The 18,389-nt window shown below is 68.3% G+C and carries 18 protein-coding genes; 3 read left to right on the top strand and 15 right to left on the bottom strand.

What is annotated here, in order from left to right:
* Positions 1–22 precede the first annotated feature (22 nt).
* The 11 genes from HNQ52_RS15580 to HNQ52_RS15530 all read right to left on the bottom strand — a co-directional run bounded on the left by HNQ52_RS15580 (position 23) and on the right by HNQ52_RS15530 (position 10,587).
* On the bottom strand, positions 23–553 hold the full coding sequence (locus HNQ52_RS15580) for a F0F1 ATP synthase subunit delta (protein WP_183962112.1): 531 nt from the start codon (positions 551–553) through the stop codon (positions 23–25).
* Between the two features lie 10 nt (positions 554–563).
* Positions 564–1,034, bottom strand: coding sequence for a F0F1 ATP synthase subunit B (locus HNQ52_RS15575; RefSeq protein WP_183962111.1), 471 nt, complete (start codon positions 1,032–1,034; stop codon positions 564–566).
* 106 nt (positions 1,035–1,140) lie between these two features.
* Positions 1,141–1,413, bottom strand: coding sequence for a F0F1 ATP synthase subunit C (atpE, locus tag HNQ52_RS15570; RefSeq protein WP_183962110.1), 273 nt, complete (start codon positions 1,411–1,413; stop codon positions 1,141–1,143).
* A gap of 79 nt (positions 1,414–1,492) precedes the next feature.
* Positions 1,493–2,335: a F0F1 ATP synthase subunit A gene (gene atpB, locus HNQ52_RS15565; RefSeq protein WP_183962109.1), complete on the bottom strand. Its 843-nt coding sequence runs from the start codon at positions 2,333–2,335 to the stop codon at positions 1,493–1,495.
* A gap of 15 nt (positions 2,336–2,350) precedes the next feature.
* On the bottom strand, positions 2,351–2,716 hold the full coding sequence (locus HNQ52_RS15560) for an ATP synthase subunit I (protein ID WP_183962108.1): 366 nt from the start codon (positions 2,714–2,716) through the stop codon (positions 2,351–2,353).
* 349 nt (positions 2,717–3,065) lie between these two features.
* A complete protein-coding gene (locus tag HNQ52_RS15555; RefSeq protein ID WP_183962107.1) occupies positions 3,066–4,376 on the bottom strand; it encodes a sensor histidine kinase in 1,311 nt (436 codons plus the stop codon).
* 46 nt (positions 4,377–4,422) lie between these two features.
* Positions 4,423–5,772 carry a sigma-54-dependent transcriptional regulator gene (locus tag HNQ52_RS15550; RefSeq protein WP_183962106.1) on the bottom strand — a complete coding sequence of 450 codons (1,350 nt, stop codon included), beginning with the start codon at positions 5,770–5,772 and terminating at the stop codon, positions 4,423–4,425.
* A gap of 99 nt (positions 5,773–5,871) precedes the next feature.
* Entirely contained in the window at positions 5,872–7,095 is a 1,224-nt protein-coding gene (locus HNQ52_RS15545; protein WP_183962105.1) for an ABC transporter permease, read from the bottom strand.
* A gap of 18 nt (positions 7,096–7,113) precedes the next feature.
* Complete coding sequence (locus HNQ52_RS15540) at positions 7,114–8,427, bottom strand: ABC transporter permease (protein WP_183962104.1); 1,314 nt, start codon at positions 8,425–8,427, stop codon at positions 7,114–7,116.
* An 11-nt stretch (positions 8,428–8,438) separates the two neighbouring features.
* Positions 8,439–9,164 carry an ABC transporter ATP-binding protein gene (locus tag HNQ52_RS15535; protein WP_183962103.1) on the bottom strand — a complete coding sequence of 242 codons (726 nt, stop codon included), beginning with the start codon at positions 9,162–9,164 and terminating at the stop codon, positions 8,439–8,441.
* A gap of 148 nt (positions 9,165–9,312) precedes the next feature.
* The gene (locus HNQ52_RS15530; RefSeq protein ID WP_183962102.1) at positions 9,313–10,587 is read right to left on the bottom strand and encodes an efflux RND transporter periplasmic adaptor subunit; all 1,275 of its coding nucleotides are present in this window, start codon (positions 10,585–10,587) and stop codon (positions 9,313–9,315) included.
* Between the two features lie 291 nt (positions 10,588–10,878).
* Here HNQ52_RS15530 and azu point away from each other — a divergent pair, with 291 nt between their 5' ends.
* A complete protein-coding gene (azu, locus tag HNQ52_RS15525) occupies positions 10,879–11,328 on the top strand; it encodes an azurin (RefSeq protein WP_183962101.1) in 450 nt (149 codons plus the stop codon).
* Positions 11,329–11,461: 133 nt separating this feature from the next.
* The gene (locus tag HNQ52_RS15520) at positions 11,462–12,094 is read left to right on the top strand and encodes a 2-hydroxychromene-2-carboxylate isomerase (protein ID WP_183962100.1); all 633 of its coding nucleotides are present in this window, start codon (positions 11,462–11,464) and stop codon (positions 12,092–12,094) included.
* 6 nt (positions 12,095–12,100) lie between these two features.
* On the opposite strand, the gene HNQ52_RS15515 is transcribed toward HNQ52_RS15520, so the two are convergent.
* On the bottom strand, positions 12,101–13,984 hold the full coding sequence (locus HNQ52_RS15515; RefSeq protein ID WP_183962099.1) for a GAF domain-containing protein: 1,884 nt from the start codon (positions 13,982–13,984) through the stop codon (positions 12,101–12,103).
* Positions 13,981–14,550, bottom strand: a complete 570-nt coding sequence (locus HNQ52_RS15510) for a biliverdin-producing heme oxygenase (protein ID WP_183962098.1) — start codon at positions 14,548–14,550, stop codon at positions 13,981–13,983. Before HNQ52_RS15510 ends, HNQ52_RS15515 begins: the two co-directional genes overlap by 4 nt.
* Positions 14,551–15,121: 571 nt before the next feature.
* Between HNQ52_RS15510 and HNQ52_RS15505 the strand changes: the two genes are divergently transcribed.
* Positions 15,122–16,495 (top strand): NHL repeat-containing protein, encoded by a 1,374-nt coding sequence (locus tag HNQ52_RS15505; RefSeq protein ID WP_183962097.1) that lies wholly within the window; start codon positions 15,122–15,124, stop codon positions 16,493–16,495.
* Positions 16,496–16,555: 60 nt separating this feature from the next.
* On the opposite strand, the gene HNQ52_RS15500 is transcribed toward HNQ52_RS15505, so the two are convergent.
* Positions 16,556–17,221 (bottom strand): SGNH/GDSL hydrolase family protein, encoded by a 666-nt coding sequence (locus HNQ52_RS15500; RefSeq protein ID WP_183962096.1) that lies wholly within the window; start codon positions 17,219–17,221, stop codon positions 16,556–16,558.
* Positions 17,221–18,306, bottom strand: coding sequence for an ABC transporter ATP-binding protein (locus tag HNQ52_RS15495; RefSeq protein ID WP_183962095.1), 1,086 nt, complete (start codon positions 18,304–18,306; stop codon positions 17,221–17,223). The genes HNQ52_RS15500 and HNQ52_RS15495 overlap by 1 nt, the downstream gene beginning before the upstream one ends.
* Positions 18,307–18,389: the final 83 nt, after the last annotated feature.

Below are 18,389 nucleotides of genomic sequence, written 5' to 3'. Positions count from 1 at the left end.
CTGTTGGTTCAATGTGGATTCGTCAGTGCGTCAGCGCAGCGTCCAGGCGCGCGAGCTTGCCGCGCACCGAGCCGTCGATCACCACGTCGCCGGCATCGATCACCGCGCCGCCGATCAGGCTTGCGTCCACCGCGCGGGTCAGCACGATGTCGCTGCCGAAGCGGCGCCGGAGCGCGGCGCTCAGCGATTCGATCTCGGCCGGCGCAAGCTCGGTGGCGGACGTGACGCGCACCTGCACCACGTGTTCGGCCTCCGCGCGCAGCTGTTCGAACTGCGCCGCGATGTCGGCGAGCAGGTCGAGGCGGCGGTTTTCCGACAGCACGGTAAGGAACTGGCGGAAGTTCGGATCGACGTCGCCGTCGGGCAGCAGCAGCACGAGGGCGTCGTCGCCGCTCAGGCGCGGGTGGCCCAGAAGGGCGGCGATGCGCGCATCGGATGCCATCGCCGCGGCGAACCCGAGCAGGGTCGACCACGGGGCCAGGCGGCCGTGCTCGCGCGCCAGCGCGAACGCGGCGCGGGCGTAGGGACGGGCCAGCGTGAGGTTGCTGCTCATGGCGGCGCCGTCAGAGCTGCGCGGCGAGTTCGTCGAGCAGCGCCTTGTGGGCGTTGCCGTCGATCTCGCGGCGGATCAGCTTCTCGGCACCGGCCACGGCGAGCGCCGACACGCGTTCGCGCAGCTCTTCCTTGGCACGCTGCGCGGACGAGGCGATTTCGCCCAGCGCGATCGCCTTCTGGCGGTCGGCTTCGACGATGGCGTCGTTCTTGGCCTGCTCGATGATCTGGTTGGCGCGTGCGTGCGCCTGGTCGATGATCTCGTTGGCCCTGGTGCGCGCATCGCGCATGGCTTCGGCCACCTTCTCCTCGGCCTGCGCAAGATCGCGCTGGCTGCGGTCGGCGGCGGCAAGGCCCTCGGCGATGCGCTTCTGACGCTCTTCGATGGCGCCCATCAGCGGCGGCCAGATGAACTTCATCGTGAAGAAGATCAGGATCGCGAAGCTGAGGATTTGCAGCGGAAACGTAAGATTCAGATCCATCTCGGACTCCCGGAAACTGCGAACGCGTCACGGCCGCGCACTGGTGCGCACGGCCGCGGCACGGCAACGACGGGCGCGGCGACCGCGCCCGGACGTGTGCGTTCGATCAGCCAGCGGCCGTGACGGCGGACAGCAGCGGGTTCGCGATCGCGAAGAACATGGCGATGGCGAGGCCGATGATGAACGCGGCGTCGATGAGGCCGGCGAGCAGGAACATGCGGGCCTGCAGCATCGGAACCAGTTCCGGCTGGCGCGCGGCCGATTCGAGGAACTTCGAACCCATGATGCCGATGCCGATACAGGCGCCGAGCGCACCCAGGCCGATGATGAGACCGGCGGCGATGGCGGTGAAGCTCTGGACGTTGGCGATGAATTCCATGACTGACTCTCCGGGGTAAATTCAGAACGAAAAGGAAAAACGCTGGGAAACCGGTGCGGCGAAACGGGTGCGCGGGCGCTCAGTGCTTCTCGTGCGCCATCGCGAGGTACACGACGGTCAGCACCATGAAGATGAAAGCCTGCAGCAGGATGATGAGGATGTGGAAGATCGCCCACGCGGCGTTGAACAGCACGCCCGGCACGAAGGTGACCCAGCTCGCGGCAAGGCCCGCGATCAGCATGAAGACGAGCTCGCCGCCGTACATGTTGCCGAACAGTCGCATCGCGAGCGACACGGGCTTGGACAGGTATTCGACCAGGTTGAGCCCGAAGTTCGGCAGTGCCAGCGCGGTCTTGGCGCCTGCGCCGTGGGCGTGGAACGGCGCGGTGAAGAGCTCCTTGGTGAAGCCCCATCCACCCTTGGCCTTGATCGAGTAGAAGATCGTCAGGAAAAACACCACCGTCGACATCGCGAGCGTGGTGTTGAGGTCGGCCGTCGGCACCAGACGCCAGTAGGTGTGGTGCGCGGCTTCGGCGCCGGCGATGTGGTGGATGCCGAACGCCACCGCGTCGAGCGGGATCAGGTCCATGGCGTTCATGAAGAACACCCACATGAAGATGGTCAGCGCGAGCGGCGCGATGAAGCTGCGGTCGCCGTGGAACACGTCCTTGACCTGGCCGTCGACGAATTCGACCACGAGCTCGACGAACGCCTGCCCCTTGGACGGAACCCCGGGGGTCGCCTTGCGCGCCATCGACCAGAACCACAGGCAGAACAGCAGGCCCAGACCCAGGCCCATCGCCCACGAATCCAGATGCAGGCCGTCGCTCGGCCCGCCCCAGATGCGGTTGTGTCCCAGGTGATGCTGGATGTATTCGGTCAGACCGCCCGAGGCGCCCGATTCGCCGGATTCAACTGCCACGTGACCACCAATGCTTTACTTGATTCTGTAGGCCAACAGCGAAGCGATCAGCGCGGCGCACAAGCCGGTCACGACAGGCACCGGCGGCAGCTCGAGGCGGGCCAGCGCCAGGTACAGCGCGCCCGCGATCACCAACCACTTCAACGCAATTCCACCGGCGAGGCGGCCCAACACGGCGGCCGCGCCGATCGTTCGATCCGGCAGGCTGCGCCAGGCCATCAGCGCACTGCCCAACGCCACTCCCGCACCCGCGAGCCCCGCGCCTGCGGCCGACGGAACGCTGTCGACCAGGAACGCCAGCGCCACCAATGCGGCGGTGACCGTCTGCACGATCACCACCTGCCTTGCCTGGCGCCGGCCGGCGGCGGCGGAATTGAGCACGCTGCGGGTTCCGGTGGGCTGGAGTCGGCGGAGAGGGCGATCGCCCCGACTTAGGTTGGAGATTGTAGCAGTGGGGGGAAAAGCGCCGCAACCGAGGACGGTCCGGGAGATTTGGATGGACGGGGGCCTGCACTGCGGCGCGCCTGTCCGCGTAGGTCGGAGAGGCCCGACTCGCGGCCGATGAACACGGATGTTGCATGCGCACTCTCATGGTAGCCGCCGTCGCGGCCACGTTACCGCGCGAACGCACTCGTCATGCAGGGCGACCGCCCCGTACTCGGCGGATGGCGCGACACGCAAGGCGCCGGCGCACGCGACTTCCTCGTCACGCGCCTGCAGCCGTGAACGCTCAGGCCTGCGGCAGGAACAGGCTCACGGCGAGTCCGCCACCGTCGCGGTTGCTGAGCCCGATGCGACCGCCGTGCGCCTCGACGATCTCGCGCGCGAGCGCGAGGCCGAGCCCGGTGCCGCTGCGCTTGGTCGAATAGAACGGCACGAGTGCGTTGGCGAGCACCGCATCGCTCATGCCGGGACCGCGATCGGCGACATCGATGCGCACACCGCCGCTCGCGCGCCGCAGCGTGAGCGTGACGTCCGCCGGATCGGTGCCGGACTCGTGCGCGTTCTTGAGCAGGTTGATCAATGCCTGCTGCAGCTGGGCGGGGTCGAAGCGGCCCGGTGTCGCGAGCGCCTCGCCGTCCAGCGCGAAGTCGTAGTGGCTGCGCAGGTGCTGCAGGAACGGCATCCAGTCGACCTGCTCCAGGCGCGGCGTCGGCAGCTTGGCGAAGCTCGCGTAGCCGCCGATGAAGCGATCCAGATGGCGCGCGCGTTCCTCGATCGTGGCGAACACGCGCTGCATGCGTTCGCTGTCGCCGCGGCGCAGCAGTTCCTGGCCCGAATGCGCGAGCGAGGCGATCGGGCCGAGCGAGTTGTTGATCTCGTGGCTGATGACGCGGATCACCTTCTTCCAGCTCGCCACCTCCTGCCGGCTCAATTCGGCGGTGAGGCGGCGGAACAGGTACAGCTCGTGCGGGCGCCCGTTGAGGCGGAACCCGCGGCGCGCCAGATGATAGGTGTCGTCCTCGGTTTCGCCGCTCACGGTGAACAGCCGGTCGCCGCCCTGGTCGAGCGCATCGCGCAGGCTCTGCGGCAGCTCCGCCATCACCTCGTCGAACAGCAGGCCCTCCAGGCGCCGGCCGCTGTTGAACAGCTGCCGCGCGGCGAGGTTGCCGTACACCACGTGGCCGCGCGGCTCGGTCAGCACCATCGCGACCGGCGTGTTCTGGATCACGGTGTCGAGCAGCAGCTCGCGCTGGAACAGGTTCTGCCGTTCCTCGCGCAGCACGGTGGCCAGTTCGTTGTGCGAGGCGACGAGATCGCCGAGTTCGTCGTCGGTCGCGTGCACGATGCCGAAGCTGAAATCGCCGTCGCGAAAGCTCGCCACCGATCCGGACAGCGCGCGCAACAGCGACACCATCGGCGCGCTCCACCAGCGCACCAGGAACGCCGTGGCGACGAAGGCGATCACGAGCGCCAGCGACCATTCCGCCCAGCGGTTCTCGACCCACTCGCTGAGCAACAGCGCCACGATCACCGCCAGCATGGCGGCCATGCCGGTGATCAGCACCAGCCGGGTCTGGAGGGAGAGTCGCAGTTTCATGGCGGCAGCTTAGCGACCAGGCGGGCACGCCGCCGCGCAGGACCGCTCAAGTCCGTGCAATGCCGAGCTTGTCCATGCGCCGGTACAGGGCCTGGCGGCTCAGCCCGAGTTCCGCCGCCGTCTGGCTGACGCTGCCGCTGGCGCGCGCCAGTGCGGACACGATCTGCTCGCGATCGGGTTCGATCTCGGTCTCGACCGGCGGCAACGCACCCGCACCCTGCCCGACCGGCAGGCCGAGATCGGCCGGTTCGATCGCCTTGCCCGGCGCCAGCAACTGGGCGCGCTGCAGCACGTTCTTGAGCTCGCGCACGTTGCCCGGCCATCCGTGCCGCAGCAGGGCATCGCGTGCCGGCGCGGTGAGCGGCTTGCCGCCCTGCAGGAAGTGGTCGGCCAGCGGCAGGATGTCGCCGCGGCGTTGCGCCAGCGGCGGCAGGCGGATCTCGATCAGGTTGAGGCGGTAATACAGATCCTCGCGGAAGCTGCCGGCACGGATCATGGCCGGCAGGTCTGCATTCGTGGCGCTGATGACACGCACCCGCACCTGCCGCTCGCGGTTGCTGCCCAGGCGCTCGAAGCGGCCGGTCTCCAGCACGCGCAACAGTTTCATCTGGCCGTTGAGCGGCAGGTTGCCGATCTCGTCGAGGAACAGCGTGCCGCCGTCGGCGGCCTCGAATTTTCCTTCGCGCGCCTTGTTCGCGCCGGTGTAGGCGCCTGCGTCGGCGCCGAACAGTTCGGCCTCGATCAGGTCCTGCGGCAGCGCGCCGCAGTTCACCGTCACGAAGGGCCCGCTTTTCACGCTTGAATTGGCCTGGATCACCTCGGCGACGCGCTCCTTGCCCGCGCCGTTCGGGCCGGTGACGAGCACCGGGACGTCGGCGCGCGCCACCTGGCACGCAAGCGAGAAGACGCGCTCGGTGGCGGGGTCGGCGAACACCGCGCCGCGCAGGTCGTACTGCGCCGCAAGGCCGGTGAGCGCCGCCTGCTGCTGCGCGCGCAGGCGGCGCACCTCGCGCGTGGATTCGCCCAGTTCGATGAGGTTTTCGACCGCGGTCAGGAGCTTGCGGTCGTCCCACGGCTTGGCCATGTAATCGGCTGCGCCGTGCTTGACCAGATCCACCGCGGATTCCAGATGCGTCCACGCCGTGAGCAGGATCACCGGCAGATCCGGATGCGCGGCGCGAATGTCCCGGAACAGCGCCTCGCCTTCCTCGCCGGAGGTGGTGTCGGCGCGGAAGTTCATGTCCTGCACCACCAGGTCGACGTGCTCCCGGGCCAGCAGCGCGATCCCCTCTTCCGGCGAGGTCGCGACCAGGGTGCGGATGTCGCGCAGGCCGAACAGCACGTCGAGCGCGGTGCCCACGGCCGGATTGTCGTCGATGACGAGGATGGTGCGCATGACTCTGCGTGGCTTGGTCCTGGCATTCGATCGGCACATGGTCCGATCGGATGCACGAAACTGTCAAAAGGTTGCGTGCGGCCCGGCCGCACGCACACGTCAGGCACTGCGCGTGGCCACCGCCGGCGACACCTTGGCCGCGCGCGAGGCCGGACCGAACACCGCGATCTGGCCGAGCACGATCACCGTCAGCGCCCCGATCGGCAGATAGAACCACGGCAACCGCTCGGCGTTGTACTCGCGCATCAGCCACAGGTTGAAGCCGTAGGTCAGCAGCGCGCCCAGCACCACGCCCATCGTCACCATGATCCCGTTCTCGGTCTGGAAGTAGCGCAGGATGTTGAACTTGCGCGCGCCGAGCGCACGGCGCGTGCCGATCTGCTTGATCCGGCGCGTGACCCAGAAGCTCGCGAGGCCGACGATGCCGAGCCCGGTGATGATCACCATGCCGCCCATCACCGCCATCAGGATGGTCATCATCGCATTGTCGAACTGGTAGCTCTGCGCGCGGATGTCCTGCACCGTCTCGCGACCCCGGATCAGACGCCCGGTGTTGGACGCCTGCAGCTTTTCCTCGACCTCGGCCATCACCTGATCACGCTGACCAGGTTGCGTGCGGATGAGATAACGGCTCTGCGGGCCGCCGACGTTGTAGCCGGGGACGAAGGTCGATTGCTCGACGAAGCGCGAACGCGACCACGGCTGCTGGAGCCGCTCGACGACGCCGACCACGGTCACCGCCTCGTTGTCGTTGGCAAGGCCGAACACCTGCTTGCCGACCGCGCTCTCGTCCGGGTACAGCGCCTCGGCCAGGGCCTTGGAGATGATGATCGACTGCGCCAGGATGCCCGAGCTGTCGGTGTTGTCGGTGACGTCGGCGGCGCGGAAGTCGCGGCCTTCGATCAGCTTCACGCCGAAGGTCTCCAGCCCGCCCTCGTCGACGAAATACAGCGCCGAACTCTGCCCGCGACGCGTGCCGGTGCGATCGACGGGCTGGGTGTCGAAGCCCGCGCCCCAGCCGCCGCCGCTCATCGGCAGGCTGTTGACCGTGGTGGCCGCGACCACGCCGGGCAGGGCGCGGATCATGTCCAGGTCGTCGCGGATCGTCGCCTTCACGTCGAAGTTGCTCGCGAACCCGAGGCTGTTGATCACGAAGGTGTCGGCCTCGTTCATGCCGCTCGGACGACCGACGCGCTCGTGCCGCTCGAGGATGATGAACAGGCTGTTGCAGACCACCGCCAGCGTGATCGCCACCTGCAGCACGATCAGCACGAGGCCCGGCTTGTTGCGCATCAGCGCGGAATAGATCGGACGGATTTCCATGAGTCGATGTCCTCGTGCTCAGTTCGATTTGAGCTGGGTGGCGGGAGTGATCTGGCAGGCCTTCCAGGTCGGGTACAGGCCCGCCAGCAGGCTGGCCACGAGCGCGACCGCGACGGTGATGCCGATCATCCCCGGCTCCAGTTGCGCCATCTCGCCGCTGGCGGTGTCGGCGTACAGCACGCGCAGCCCGGCCAGGCCCAGCGCGGTGAGCACCAGGCCCACGACGGCGCCGAACACGCCCACCATGCCGGCCTCGGTCAGGTACTGCGTGAACACCTGGCGCTTGCTCGCGCCCACCGCGCGGCGCAGACCGATCTCCGGCGCCCGCGCGAGGAACTTCGCGAGCAGCAGGCCGATGGTGTTGACCAGGCACACGATCAGGAACGCGAACGACATCCACACCTGGGTGCGCACGTCGCGCGGCACCACACGCTGTTCCTCCAGCCATTCGGCGACCGAGCTCAGGCGGTTGTTGAGCGGCCGCTCGAAGCGCCCGAGCTTTTTCTGCTCGTTGACGTAGCTTGCGAGGAAATCGCTGTAGCGCGCGCGCTCCGATGCGCTGCCGACCTGCACCCAGGCATCGATCCAGATGCATTCCGAATCCAGCCACGCCTTGTAGCCGTTGCCCGGATCGGCCCAGCAGTTGTTGTTGTCGCTGGACTGCAGCTCGCGCTCGATGCCGTTGCGGAACGGCACGTACAGGTCCTCGTGTCCGCCGAACGCGCCGCTGGAGATGCGGTAGAAGCGCGGCGTCGGCGCCCACGGGCCGAGCACGCCGACCACGCGGAAGGTCTCGCCGCCGAGGCGGATCTCGCGGCCGACGCTGTTCTCGCCCGAGAACAGGCGCTGGTTGGTGTCGTGCGACAGCACCGCGACGCGCGCAGCGGCCTCGTCCTGCTCGGCATTCCAGCCCTCGCCGAACGCGAACGGCGTATCGAACATGGGGAAAAAGTCGCCGCCGGTGAACAGCACCTCGAGCATGTACGGCTTGATCTCGCGGTTCTCCGGCTCGATCGTCAGCACGTTCGGAAACATCGCCGCCTGGTAGGTGGCCTGTTTCGCGGCGACGATGTTGGTCGCATCGCGGTAGGTGAGCAGGTTCGGCGGCGAACCGTCCTCGTCGTACGGCCGGCCGGGAGACCAGTTGTCGACCTGCGGCCGCAGCACCAGGCCTTCCTTGCTCGGCAACGGATTGCCGGACATCGCACGCAGCACGGTCAGCGAGGTCATCGAGGCGCCGATGCCGAGCGCGATCGCGGCCACCATCAGTCCGGTCAGGATGGGATTGCGGCGCAGGCTCTTGAGCGCCAGACGCAGATAGTAGGCAAACATGGTGGCGGCCCTCAGACGGACGCTTGCACGGACGCTGGCGCCGCCGGCACCCGCGCGATGTGGGGGCTCGCGTCGAGGTCGGTCACGCAGCCGTCGATGACGTGCACGTTGCGCTGCGCGCGCGCGGCCAGTTCCGGGTCGTGCGTCACCATCACGATGGTGGTGCCCTGCGCGTTGATTTCCTCGAGCAGCTCCATTACCCCGCGCGCCATCAGCGAATCGAGGTTGCCGGTGGGCTCGTCGGCGAGCAGCAGGCGCGGCTGGCCGGCCAGTGCGCGCGCGATCGCCACGCGCTGCTGCTGCCCGCCCGACAGTTCCGCCGGGTAATGCTTCATGCGCGAGGCCAGGCCTACGCGCGCCAGCGAGTCCTCGATGCGCTTCTTGCGGTCGGCGGCGGCGAAACCGCGGTAGCGCAGCGGCACATCGACGTTGTCGAACAGGTTCAGGTCGGGAATCAGGTTGAAGCCTTGGAAGATGAAACCGATCTTCTCGTTGCGCAGCTTCGAGCGCGCGTTGTCGTCGAGGCCGCGCACCGAGACGCCGTCGAGCAGGTAGTCGCCGCCGGTGAATTCCTCCAGCAGCCCCGCGATGTTGAGGAACGTGGTCTTGCCGCTGCCGGACGGGCCCGTGACCGCGACGAACTCGCCCTCGCGCACGTGCAGCGTGAGCTCGCGCAGCGCATGGGTTTCGATCATGTGGGTGCGGTAGACCTTGGCGAGTTGCTTCATCTGGAGCATTGGGGGTTCCTTGGGGCGCGGTTGTCTTGCTGGGGATTCGTGATTCGGGATTCGGGATTCGCAAGAGCCCGAGCACACATCGCGCCGCGGCCTGGCTTTTCGAATCACGAATCACGAATCACGAATCACGAATCACGAATCCCGTCTTCTAGTCCGAGATCAGGATCGTTTCCGAATCCTCGAACGCGTCGGTGCCGGAGATGACGATGCGGTCGCCTTCGTTGAGGCCCGCGACGATCTCGACCGCGGCCAGACTGGCCGAACCGATCTCGATCGGGCGCCGGGTCGCGATGTCGCCGTCGACGACATAGGCGTAGCGGCCGCCGCTGCTGTCGACGAACGAGCCGCGCTGCACCAGCAGCACATCGGGCTTGGCTTCCATCAGCACGCGCGTGCTGACGCGCTGGTTCTGGCGCATGCCCGGCGGCAGGCCGCCCTCGAAACGCACGCGCGCGGTGACCTGGCTCTCGACCACCTCGGGCGAGATCGCGCTGAGCTTGCCGGCATAGGTCTGGTTGCCGTAGCGGATTTCCGCGTCCATGCCGATGCCCAGATCGTCGGCGTAGCTTTCCGGCACGTCGATCTCGACTTCGAGCTGGCTGAGATCGACGACGATCATCAGCGCGGTGTTGGCCGCCACCACCGCGCGGTCCGCGATCGCCACCGTGCCGACCACGCCGGCCACCGGCGAACGCACGTTGAGTTCGTCGACGCGGCGCTCGAGGTCGGCCACCACCAGGCGCTGGCGTGCGAGCTGGTGTTCGCGCGTCTGCAGTTCGAACTGCACCGCCTTGATCTCCAGCCCCGCGTCGCTGCCCGCATGCGCGGCGCCGATCTGTGCGGTGCGCAGGGTGTCCTTGGCACGCTGGTAGTCGACCTGCGACATCGCCTGCTTGGCCCAAGCCGCTTCGGCACGGTCCATCTCGCGCTGCGCGGCGCTCAGCGCCACCTGCGCGTCGTCGGCGGTGCGGCGCGTGGTGAGCTTCTGGCGCTCGCTCGCGATGCGCTGGCGCTCTACTTCGACTTCCAGCTCCTGCAGCGTGGCGCGTTCGCGTTCCAGCTCGTTGTTGAGCTCGGGCGAATCGATCAGTGCGAGCGGGTCGCCCTGCTTCACGGTTTCGCCGGCGCGCGTCTTCAGCGTGACGGTGCCGGCGACCGGCGCGTACAGCGTCGGACTCACGGCCGCCACGATGCGCCCCTGCACCGACACATCGCGCAGCAGATCGCCGCGTTCGACGGTGGCAAAGCGCAGGCTCTGGGCGCCGACCGCGCGCTCGGCGCCCACCCAGCGCCCGAGCGTGGGCAACGCGACGAGCAACAGCAGCACCGCCAGCGCGATTGCCCCGATGAGCAGATACCGCCGCGATTTCGACGCGGGCGTGGCGGCGATGACGCGGTCCTGGGCGGAAGTGTCGCGGATCATGGTGCGGTCCGAAGTGGGCTGGACCGGAGAATGCGAAGAGTGTGCCAGTTCCATCGACCTCGCAAACATCTGATATGCATACTGAAATTTCTCTCGCCTCGATGTCCGGCGTGTCCGTCGGACACGCGCGCGCGGGTGCGGACAGCCCGTTCATGCCGCCTCCGGCACACGGTCCGCGCACGTACTCCGGACGTGTCGCAATCGTTTCCGCGGCCGTTGCTTCCGGGCGCACCGCCCCCATGCTGCGTCTCGACCCATCCGACGATTCCAACCAACGCAACGAGGTGTTCCATGCTCCGCCAGATCCTGCTCACAAGCGCACTCGCGCTGTGCTCCGCCCCGGTGTTCGCCGCCGGCGAATGCGCCGCCGACATCAGCGGCGACGATGCGATGAAGTTCGACACGGCCAGCATCGAGGTGCCGGCCACGTGCAAGCAGTTCACCGTCACGCTCAAGCACACCGGCGTGATGGCGAAAAACGTGATGGGCCACAACTGGGTGCTGTCGAAGACGGCCGACGTGCAGGGCGTCGCCACCGACGGCATGACCGCCGGCCTTGCCTCGGCCTACGTGAAGCCCGGCGACACGCGCGTCATCGCGCACACCGACGTGATCGGCGGCGGCGAAAGCACCAGCGTGACCTTCGACGTGGCCGGGCTTGCCGCGGGCGAGGCCTACACCTACTTCTGCTCGTTTCCCGGGCACTGGGCGCTGATGAAGGGCACGCTCACGGTCAAGTGACGCACCGCGGACGTCGCGCGTCGCGCGGCGTCCGATTGCGGGCGCCGGACGTGACGCGGACCGCAGGAGTGCGGTCACCGGGCGGCGGCGCCACGCATCGATGGCATGATGGCGCCTGTTTCCGGAGGCCCGCATGCAAGCCACCTGGTACTTCGATTTCATCTCGCCGTTCGCGTACATGCAATGGCGTCGCGTCCGTGCGCTGGCGCAGCATCGCGTGCAGTTCGTGTTCCGCCCGATCTTGTTCGCAGGCCTGCTGCAGAAGCACGGACAGAAGGGGCCGGCGGAGATCGCCGGCAAGCGCGAATTCACCTATCGCTTCGTGCAGTGGCAGGCCCGCCGCGACGGCATCGGCCTGCGCTTTCCGCCCGCGCACCCGTTCAATCCGATCGCGGCGCTGCGCCTGTGCGTGGCCTGCGGTTCGAGCATCGAGAGCATCGACGCCATCTTCCGCTGGATCTGGCACGACGGCCACGCCGGCGACACGATCGACGCATTGCGCCCGGTCGCGCGGCAGCTGGGCATCGCCGATGCCGAGGCTGCCGTTGCGGATCCCGAGGTCCGGCAGACGCTGATGCGCAACTTCGATGCCGCCCTGCGCGACGGCATCTACGGCGTGCCGAGCGTGGTCTGCCGCGAGCAGGTGTTCTGGGGCAACGACGCCACCGCGATGTTCGAGGAATTCCTCGACGATCCGGCCCTGTTCGACGATCCGGAAATGCGCCGCATCGCGCGCCTGCCCGAGGGCGTGCGGCGCGAGCCCTGAGCCACGTCAGCCCGGCTCCGCGCCCAGCAGCGACGGTTCCAGCAACGCCATCCAGCGCCGCCCGCCGTCGCCGGCCGCGATGGGCTGCAGTTTCAGGTCCAGGCGCTGGCGCTGGCGGCCCACGTCGCGGTTGGCGGCAAGCTGGAACGGCTGTGCCAGCGCCAGCCGCATCTGCACCGCGGTGCTGTCGAGGTTCCACGCGCGCGTCACGTCGCTCGGGGTGTGGAACCCGGTCTGCTCGATGAAGGCGTCGTTGATGTAGGTGACCTGCACCGCACCGCCGCCGGGCTGGGCCTGCAACAGGAACAGCGGTGCGTCGAGGCGGTCGAGGGTGGCGGCGAGCACGCCCGACTCGAGCTGGAAATGCTTGCGGTCCATGAGCTCGACCAGCACCCGCAGCGAGCGCGCCGATTCCACGTGGATCGGGTCCCAGGCCCGGGCCCGGCCCTTCACCGTCTCCTGCCAGAGACTGAAGCTCTGCCGCGGCGACAGGCGCGCGCCGGGATAGGCCTGCAGCTTGGCCAGATGCGGATTGCCGCCCCATTTCACCGTCTGCACCTGCTCCACGCGCGTCCACAGGATGGCACTGCGCGCGTTCGCGTCGAGCGGGATGTAGAGCACGCCCGCGGCGCGCGCGGCGAGGTGCGCGAGGTCGGGGAAGACGCCGCCGAGCGTATCGGTGTAGAGCACGCCGGCGAGGTCGCGCTGCATGCCGGTGCCGCCGCTCTCGACGATGCGGCGACGGATCGCGAGCAGGTCGCCGTCGTCGGGCAGCGTGCCGTAGCGCGCATGCACGTCGCCGTCGAGCAGGGCCACGCCGTCGGCCTCCACCACCTCCAGCAGTTCGTGCGCGTAATTGCGCAGCAGCGCGGTGTCGATCGTCTCGGCCTGGTTGAAGCGCGCGATGAGTTTCTCGCGCGTGGTCAGCAGCCGGCTTTCCGCCCAGACCGCATCGAGCTGCTCCAGCGCGCCGATGCGCGCGGCCAGCGCACGCGTCAGATCGTCGGCCACGGCGCGCATGCGACGGTCGCACGCACGCTGCGCGTAGTGGTGGCACGAGACCAGACCCCACAGCTTCTGCTGCACCACGATCGAGGTGACGAGCGTTGCCGTCACGCCCATGTTGGACAGGTATTCGATGTGCACCGGCGAGACGCTGCGCAGCGACACGTCGCTCAGGTCGGTGGGCTGGCCGGTGTGCGGATCGAGCACCGGCACCAGGGCGGCGGCACGGTAGCCGATGTCGGCGATCGCGCGCACGCGGTTGCGCAGGTAGAGCGCACGCGCCTGCGCCGGGATGTCCGTGGCCGGGTAGTGCAGGCCCAGATAGGGCTCCAGCTGCGGCTCGCGGACTTCGGCGATGACCTCACCGTGCCAGTCGCGATCGAAGCGGTAGACCATCACGCGGTCGTAGCCGAGCAGCGACTTGAACGCGGCCGCGACGCGTTCGGCCGCGTGCTGCACGGTGCCGTCGTCCTCGACGCGCCGCACGATCGGGTACGCGTCGTCGCGCGACGGTGCATCGTCGGCGGCGTCGGGTTCGATCTCCAGCAGCCAGCGCGTGTCGTACAGATGCCAGCAGCCGACGTGCGGCGCGGCGTCCGGGTTGGCGGGAAAGCTCGCGCTCGCCCAGGCCAGGTGCAACGGCCGCTCCGCCGCCGCCGCGGACGGATCGCGCGCGATGGCCACCGCGTCGCGCCAGGGCAGGTCCGCGAGCTGCGCCTGCGCGATGCCGAGCAGCGCGGCCGCGTTGTCGCTCGCCTGCACGATGGTCTGCGTGGCCGCATCCACCACCAGCAGGATGCCGTGCGGCTGGATCGAGCCGGGAATGTGGATCGGCTCGCGCGCGCACTCGTCGAGCGACATCGGGGTGGCGACGGGATCGGTCATGCGTCGGTGCGCTCCAGCGCGCGGGTGATGTCGGCAAAGGCGCGCGATGCGCCGTCGATGGCCGCAGCGTGCGTGGCAGGATCGGCGAGCGCGCGTTCGAGCGTGCGTTCGAAGCGCGGCCAGTGCGCAGGATCGTCGCTGCCGAACGAGAAGTATGCGCGCGGTGCCTCCGGCAGGATGTCGCGCAGGCGCCGTGCAAGGAGACGTGCGCCGAGGGTGGAGCCTTCGATCACGTAAAGCTCGCCCCACGCGTGCGCGGGCTCGGCTCGCGGCCATGGATCGGGAAGCGCGGACCGCGCCGGCGCCGGGATCTGCAGATCGTCGGCCAGCAACGCTGCGCGCGAGGCATAACACCAGCCTGCGGCTGTCCCGGCGCCGCGCAGGAAGGCGCCGCGCTCGCGCTCCCAGCGCACGAAGTGGCGATGCAGCGACGCCAGCAGCCTGCGATACCGGTGCGCATCGAGCGTGCCTGTCAGCAGTGCGGCCATCGCCGGCGCGGCCTCGGCGCGCGCATGTGCGTCGCGCGTCGCCGCGCGCAGTGCCCGGCGCGCGGTGGTCGGCAACATGGCGGAAGCGGACGCGGACAACGGCGGCATGCGGCACGGAGCAGGGAATCCGGCGACAGAGAATAGCCGAGCGCCCGCTGCGGCAAGTGAACTGCCGCGGCAACGCGACGGATCAGGCATTTCGCAATCCCGCGACGCGTTTCTGGCACGCGCGTGCCGCGCGGCAGGCGGAGTGGATCGCGGTCGCAATTGACCACGCGACGTTCTTCGGCGCGACGGCGCCTGCCTGTTGCCCACGTCAGACGTGCCCATGCGGGACAACCCGATCTCTGCGTGCCACCCGGATCGTCGTGCCGGCGAACGCCCCACGACGACGCGACGGGTGCGGTGCCGAACCCTGATCCAGACCCTTACTGCGGGCAGCGCCGCCGGCAACGAGCTGTCCTGGCGGAACGGAACCGCGACTGACGACGCCTGTTGTTCCCCAAGTCTGGCGCACGCAGTTCGGATGGCAGACCGCCCCGACGGCACGAGCGGTGGCAGTCATCCATCCATTGCGCCCTGAAGCCTGCCGACTGCGTACATGACACCAAAGCCGAAGCCGGAACTTCGGCCACTTGAGGGACCCGCAATGCGCGCACCTGTCACCGCATTATTGTTTGCAACTTCCGTCTCGACCGTCAGCGCCGCGCCGCCAACTTGGCAGCCTGACCCGTCGTTCGGCAACGATGGCGCAACCACCTTGACGGTGGCTCCCGGCACCGGCGACGTCGACACGGCATCTCTGCTCGTTTCCGATCAGCAACGACGTCTCTACACCATCGGGCAATCGCTCAGCGGGGAAAATCCCTGCCTTGCCCTGGCGCGCCTGCTGCCCGATGGGGAGATCGACACGAGCTACGGGGACGATGGCCACCGTTGTCTGGGAAACCTTTTCGAAGGCGGCGGCGTGCTGTATCCGACAGACGCTTACGTGGATGCCGGCGGAGAACTCGTCGTGGCCGGATACGACATGAAATTTCGCTGGCCGGTCGTATGCAGGTTCGACGCCACCGGCGAACTCGACATCGGACGATTCGGCTCGCTCGCCACCCCCGGCTGCCAGGTGCTGGACGATATGGCGATTTCGGATTCCCAGATTCCTGGCGAACCGACCGATGCCCCGATGCACGACGTGACGATCGTCCCGGACGGTGACCGGATCCGGGTCGCACTCAACCACAGCAGCCTCGCCATTCACCTCGCCCGTCTGACATCCGGCGGTGACGTCGTTCCTTTTGGGCAAACATCGAGCATCGAGCTGTTCGGGGACAAGTACAATTTCGTGTCCGACACACTCATGACCGACGACGGCAGGCTGGCACTCGCTGGCATCATCTTCCTGAACGGAAGTTTCGACTTCTTCGCCGCGATCGTCGATCCGGATTCGGGCGAAGTCGATGACGAGTTCAACAACGGCACCCCGCTTATCTTCACCTCGACATCCAGCCACAGCGTGTCGACCGCCCTGACGCTCGACGCCGAGGGCCATCTCGTCGTGGCCGGTGTCAGCGCGAACGATCCCGATGCGACGCGTCCGACCGTCGCCGTCGTGACGAGACAGGGTCAACTCCTGCCCACGTTCAACGAAGGCTCCCCGATGAACTACGACCCGTGCATGCTCTACGTTGGCAAATGCGCAATCTATGCCACTGCCGTCGAAACGCTTGCAGACGGAAAGATCCTCCTGGGCGGGTATGCGGTGCAGGACGGGTATCAACGCGCATTCACGATGCGTCTTGGCGTCGGCGGATCACCGGACCCGGACTACGGCCCCGATCTCCCGGGTCAGCAGGGGTACGCTGCCCTCGCCGACGGGCTGCCGCAGGTTGCGACTTCGATGCTGTGGCAGAACGGGAAGACGATCCTGGCAGGCTGGCGCGATGTCAGCGATCTCAACGGCATCGACATCTTGGTCACGCGGCTCAGCGACGGCGCACTCTTCGGCGACGGTTTCGAGCAGTAGTTTGCCCGGCAACGGTTGGGCATCAAGAGCGTGGCACCGCGCACGGCAGTGACGCGCAGATCAGCGCAGATACGGCGCGATCAGCCGCGTCCACAGTCGGTAACCCTCGGCATTGAGATGCAATCTGTCCTCGACGAAGAGATCGGCGCGCGGCTCGCCGTCGGCGTCCAGCATCGGGGTGAACACGTCGATGAAGTCCACGCCCTTGAGCGTGGCGGCGGCGCGTTCGATGCGGCGGTTGGTGTTGCGCATGGCGTCGAGCAGTTGCGCGCGTGCCGGGCTCGGCTTGATCGCGATGAAGGCGATGCGCGCGTCGGGTGTCAGCTGTCGCACGCGTTTGACGAAGGCGACGAAGTCCTTCTCTACCTGGCGCGGGGTGCGGCCGTTCATCAGGTCGTTGTCGCCGGCGTAGAGCAGCACGAGGCGCGGGGCGTGCGGGGCGACGAGGCGGCTGGCGTGGCGCGTGGCGTCGCGGATTTCCGAGCCGCCGAAGCCGCGGTTGACCACGTCGATGCCGGGGAAATCCTGCGCCAGCGTGGTCCAGAACCGGATCGACGAACTGCCGACGAACACCACGCCGCCGCGCGACGGCGGCTTGGCCGCGTCCTGCGCCTCGAACGCGGCGATGTCGGCCGCCCACGGGTCCGCCGGCGCCTGTGCGGCGGCCGGCTGCAAGAACGGCACGTGCGCCAGCAGCGCGACAAGCACAAGCAGCATCCGGCGCATCAGGCAATCCTCGTTTCGGTGGCGGCGTCGAACGCGTGCAGGCGCGCGGGGTCGAAGAACAGGCGCAGCGCGGCGCCCGGCTCGGGCAGCGTGGCCGGCGGCACGCGGGCGACGAGTTCGTTGCCGCCCAGGCGCAGGTTGAGGAACATCTCGTTGCCGAGCGGCTCGACGGTTTCGAGCACCGCATCGATCCTGGCGCGCGTATCGGCGCCGGATTCGAGCTGCAGATGTTCGGGGCGCAGACCGAGCACGAGTTCGCGCCCCGGTGCCACGCCCGCCGGCAGGCGAGCAACGTCCCCGAGCGCGATCGTGCCGGCATCGCTGTCGAACACGCCGTCCGCACCGACGCGTCCGCGCAGGAAGTTCATCGCGGGGCTGCCGAGGAAGCCAGCCACGAAGACGTTGGCGGGACGTTCGTACAGCGCCATCGGCGTGTCGATCTGCTGGATCTGTCCATCGCGCAGCACCACGATGCGCTGCCCGAGCGTCATCGCCTCGATCTGGTCGTGCGTCACGTAAATCATGGTGGTGCCGAGCGTGCGATGCAGGCGCGCGATCTCGGTGCGCATGGTCAGGCGCAGCTTGGCGTCGAGGTTGGAGAGCGGCTCGTCGAGCAGGAACACCTTCGGCTCGCGCACCAGTGCGCGGCCCAGCGCCACGCGCTGGCGCTGGCCGCCGGACAGTTCCTTCGGCTGGCGCTGCAGCATCGCGTCGAGCCCGAGCATCTGCGAGGCCTGCGCGATGCGCGCCTGGATCTGCGCCTTCGGCATGTTGCGCAGTTTCAGCCCGAACGCGAGGTTCTCGGCCACCGTCATGTGCGGATACAGCGCGTAGTTCTGGAACACCATCGCGATGTCGCGGTGCTTGGGCGCCACGTCGTTGACCACGCGGCCGTCGATCGAGAGCGTGCCGGAGGTGATCGATTCGAGCCCGGCGATCATCCGCAGCAGGGTCGACTTGCCGCACCCCGACGGCCCCACCAGCACCAGCAGTTCGCCGTCGGCCACCTCGAAGTCGGCCGCGTGCACGGCCACGTGGCCGTTGTCGTAGCGCTTGTGCACCTTGTCGAATCGAACACTCGCCATCGCGTGTCCTGCGGAATGTGGGTGGGCTTTTCGCCGCCGGTCGAAGTATCGCGGCACGGACGCGCCGCACCTGCCGCGATGCA

This window comes from Chiayiivirga flava (genome assembly GCF_014202825.1).
In the GTDB taxonomy this organism is placed as follows: Bacteria; Pseudomonadota; Gammaproteobacteria; order Xanthomonadales; family Xanthomonadaceae; genus Chiayiivirga; species Chiayiivirga flava.
Note: the sequence above shows the minus strand (reverse complement) of the source record. Positions and strands in the feature narration are given on the sequence as shown.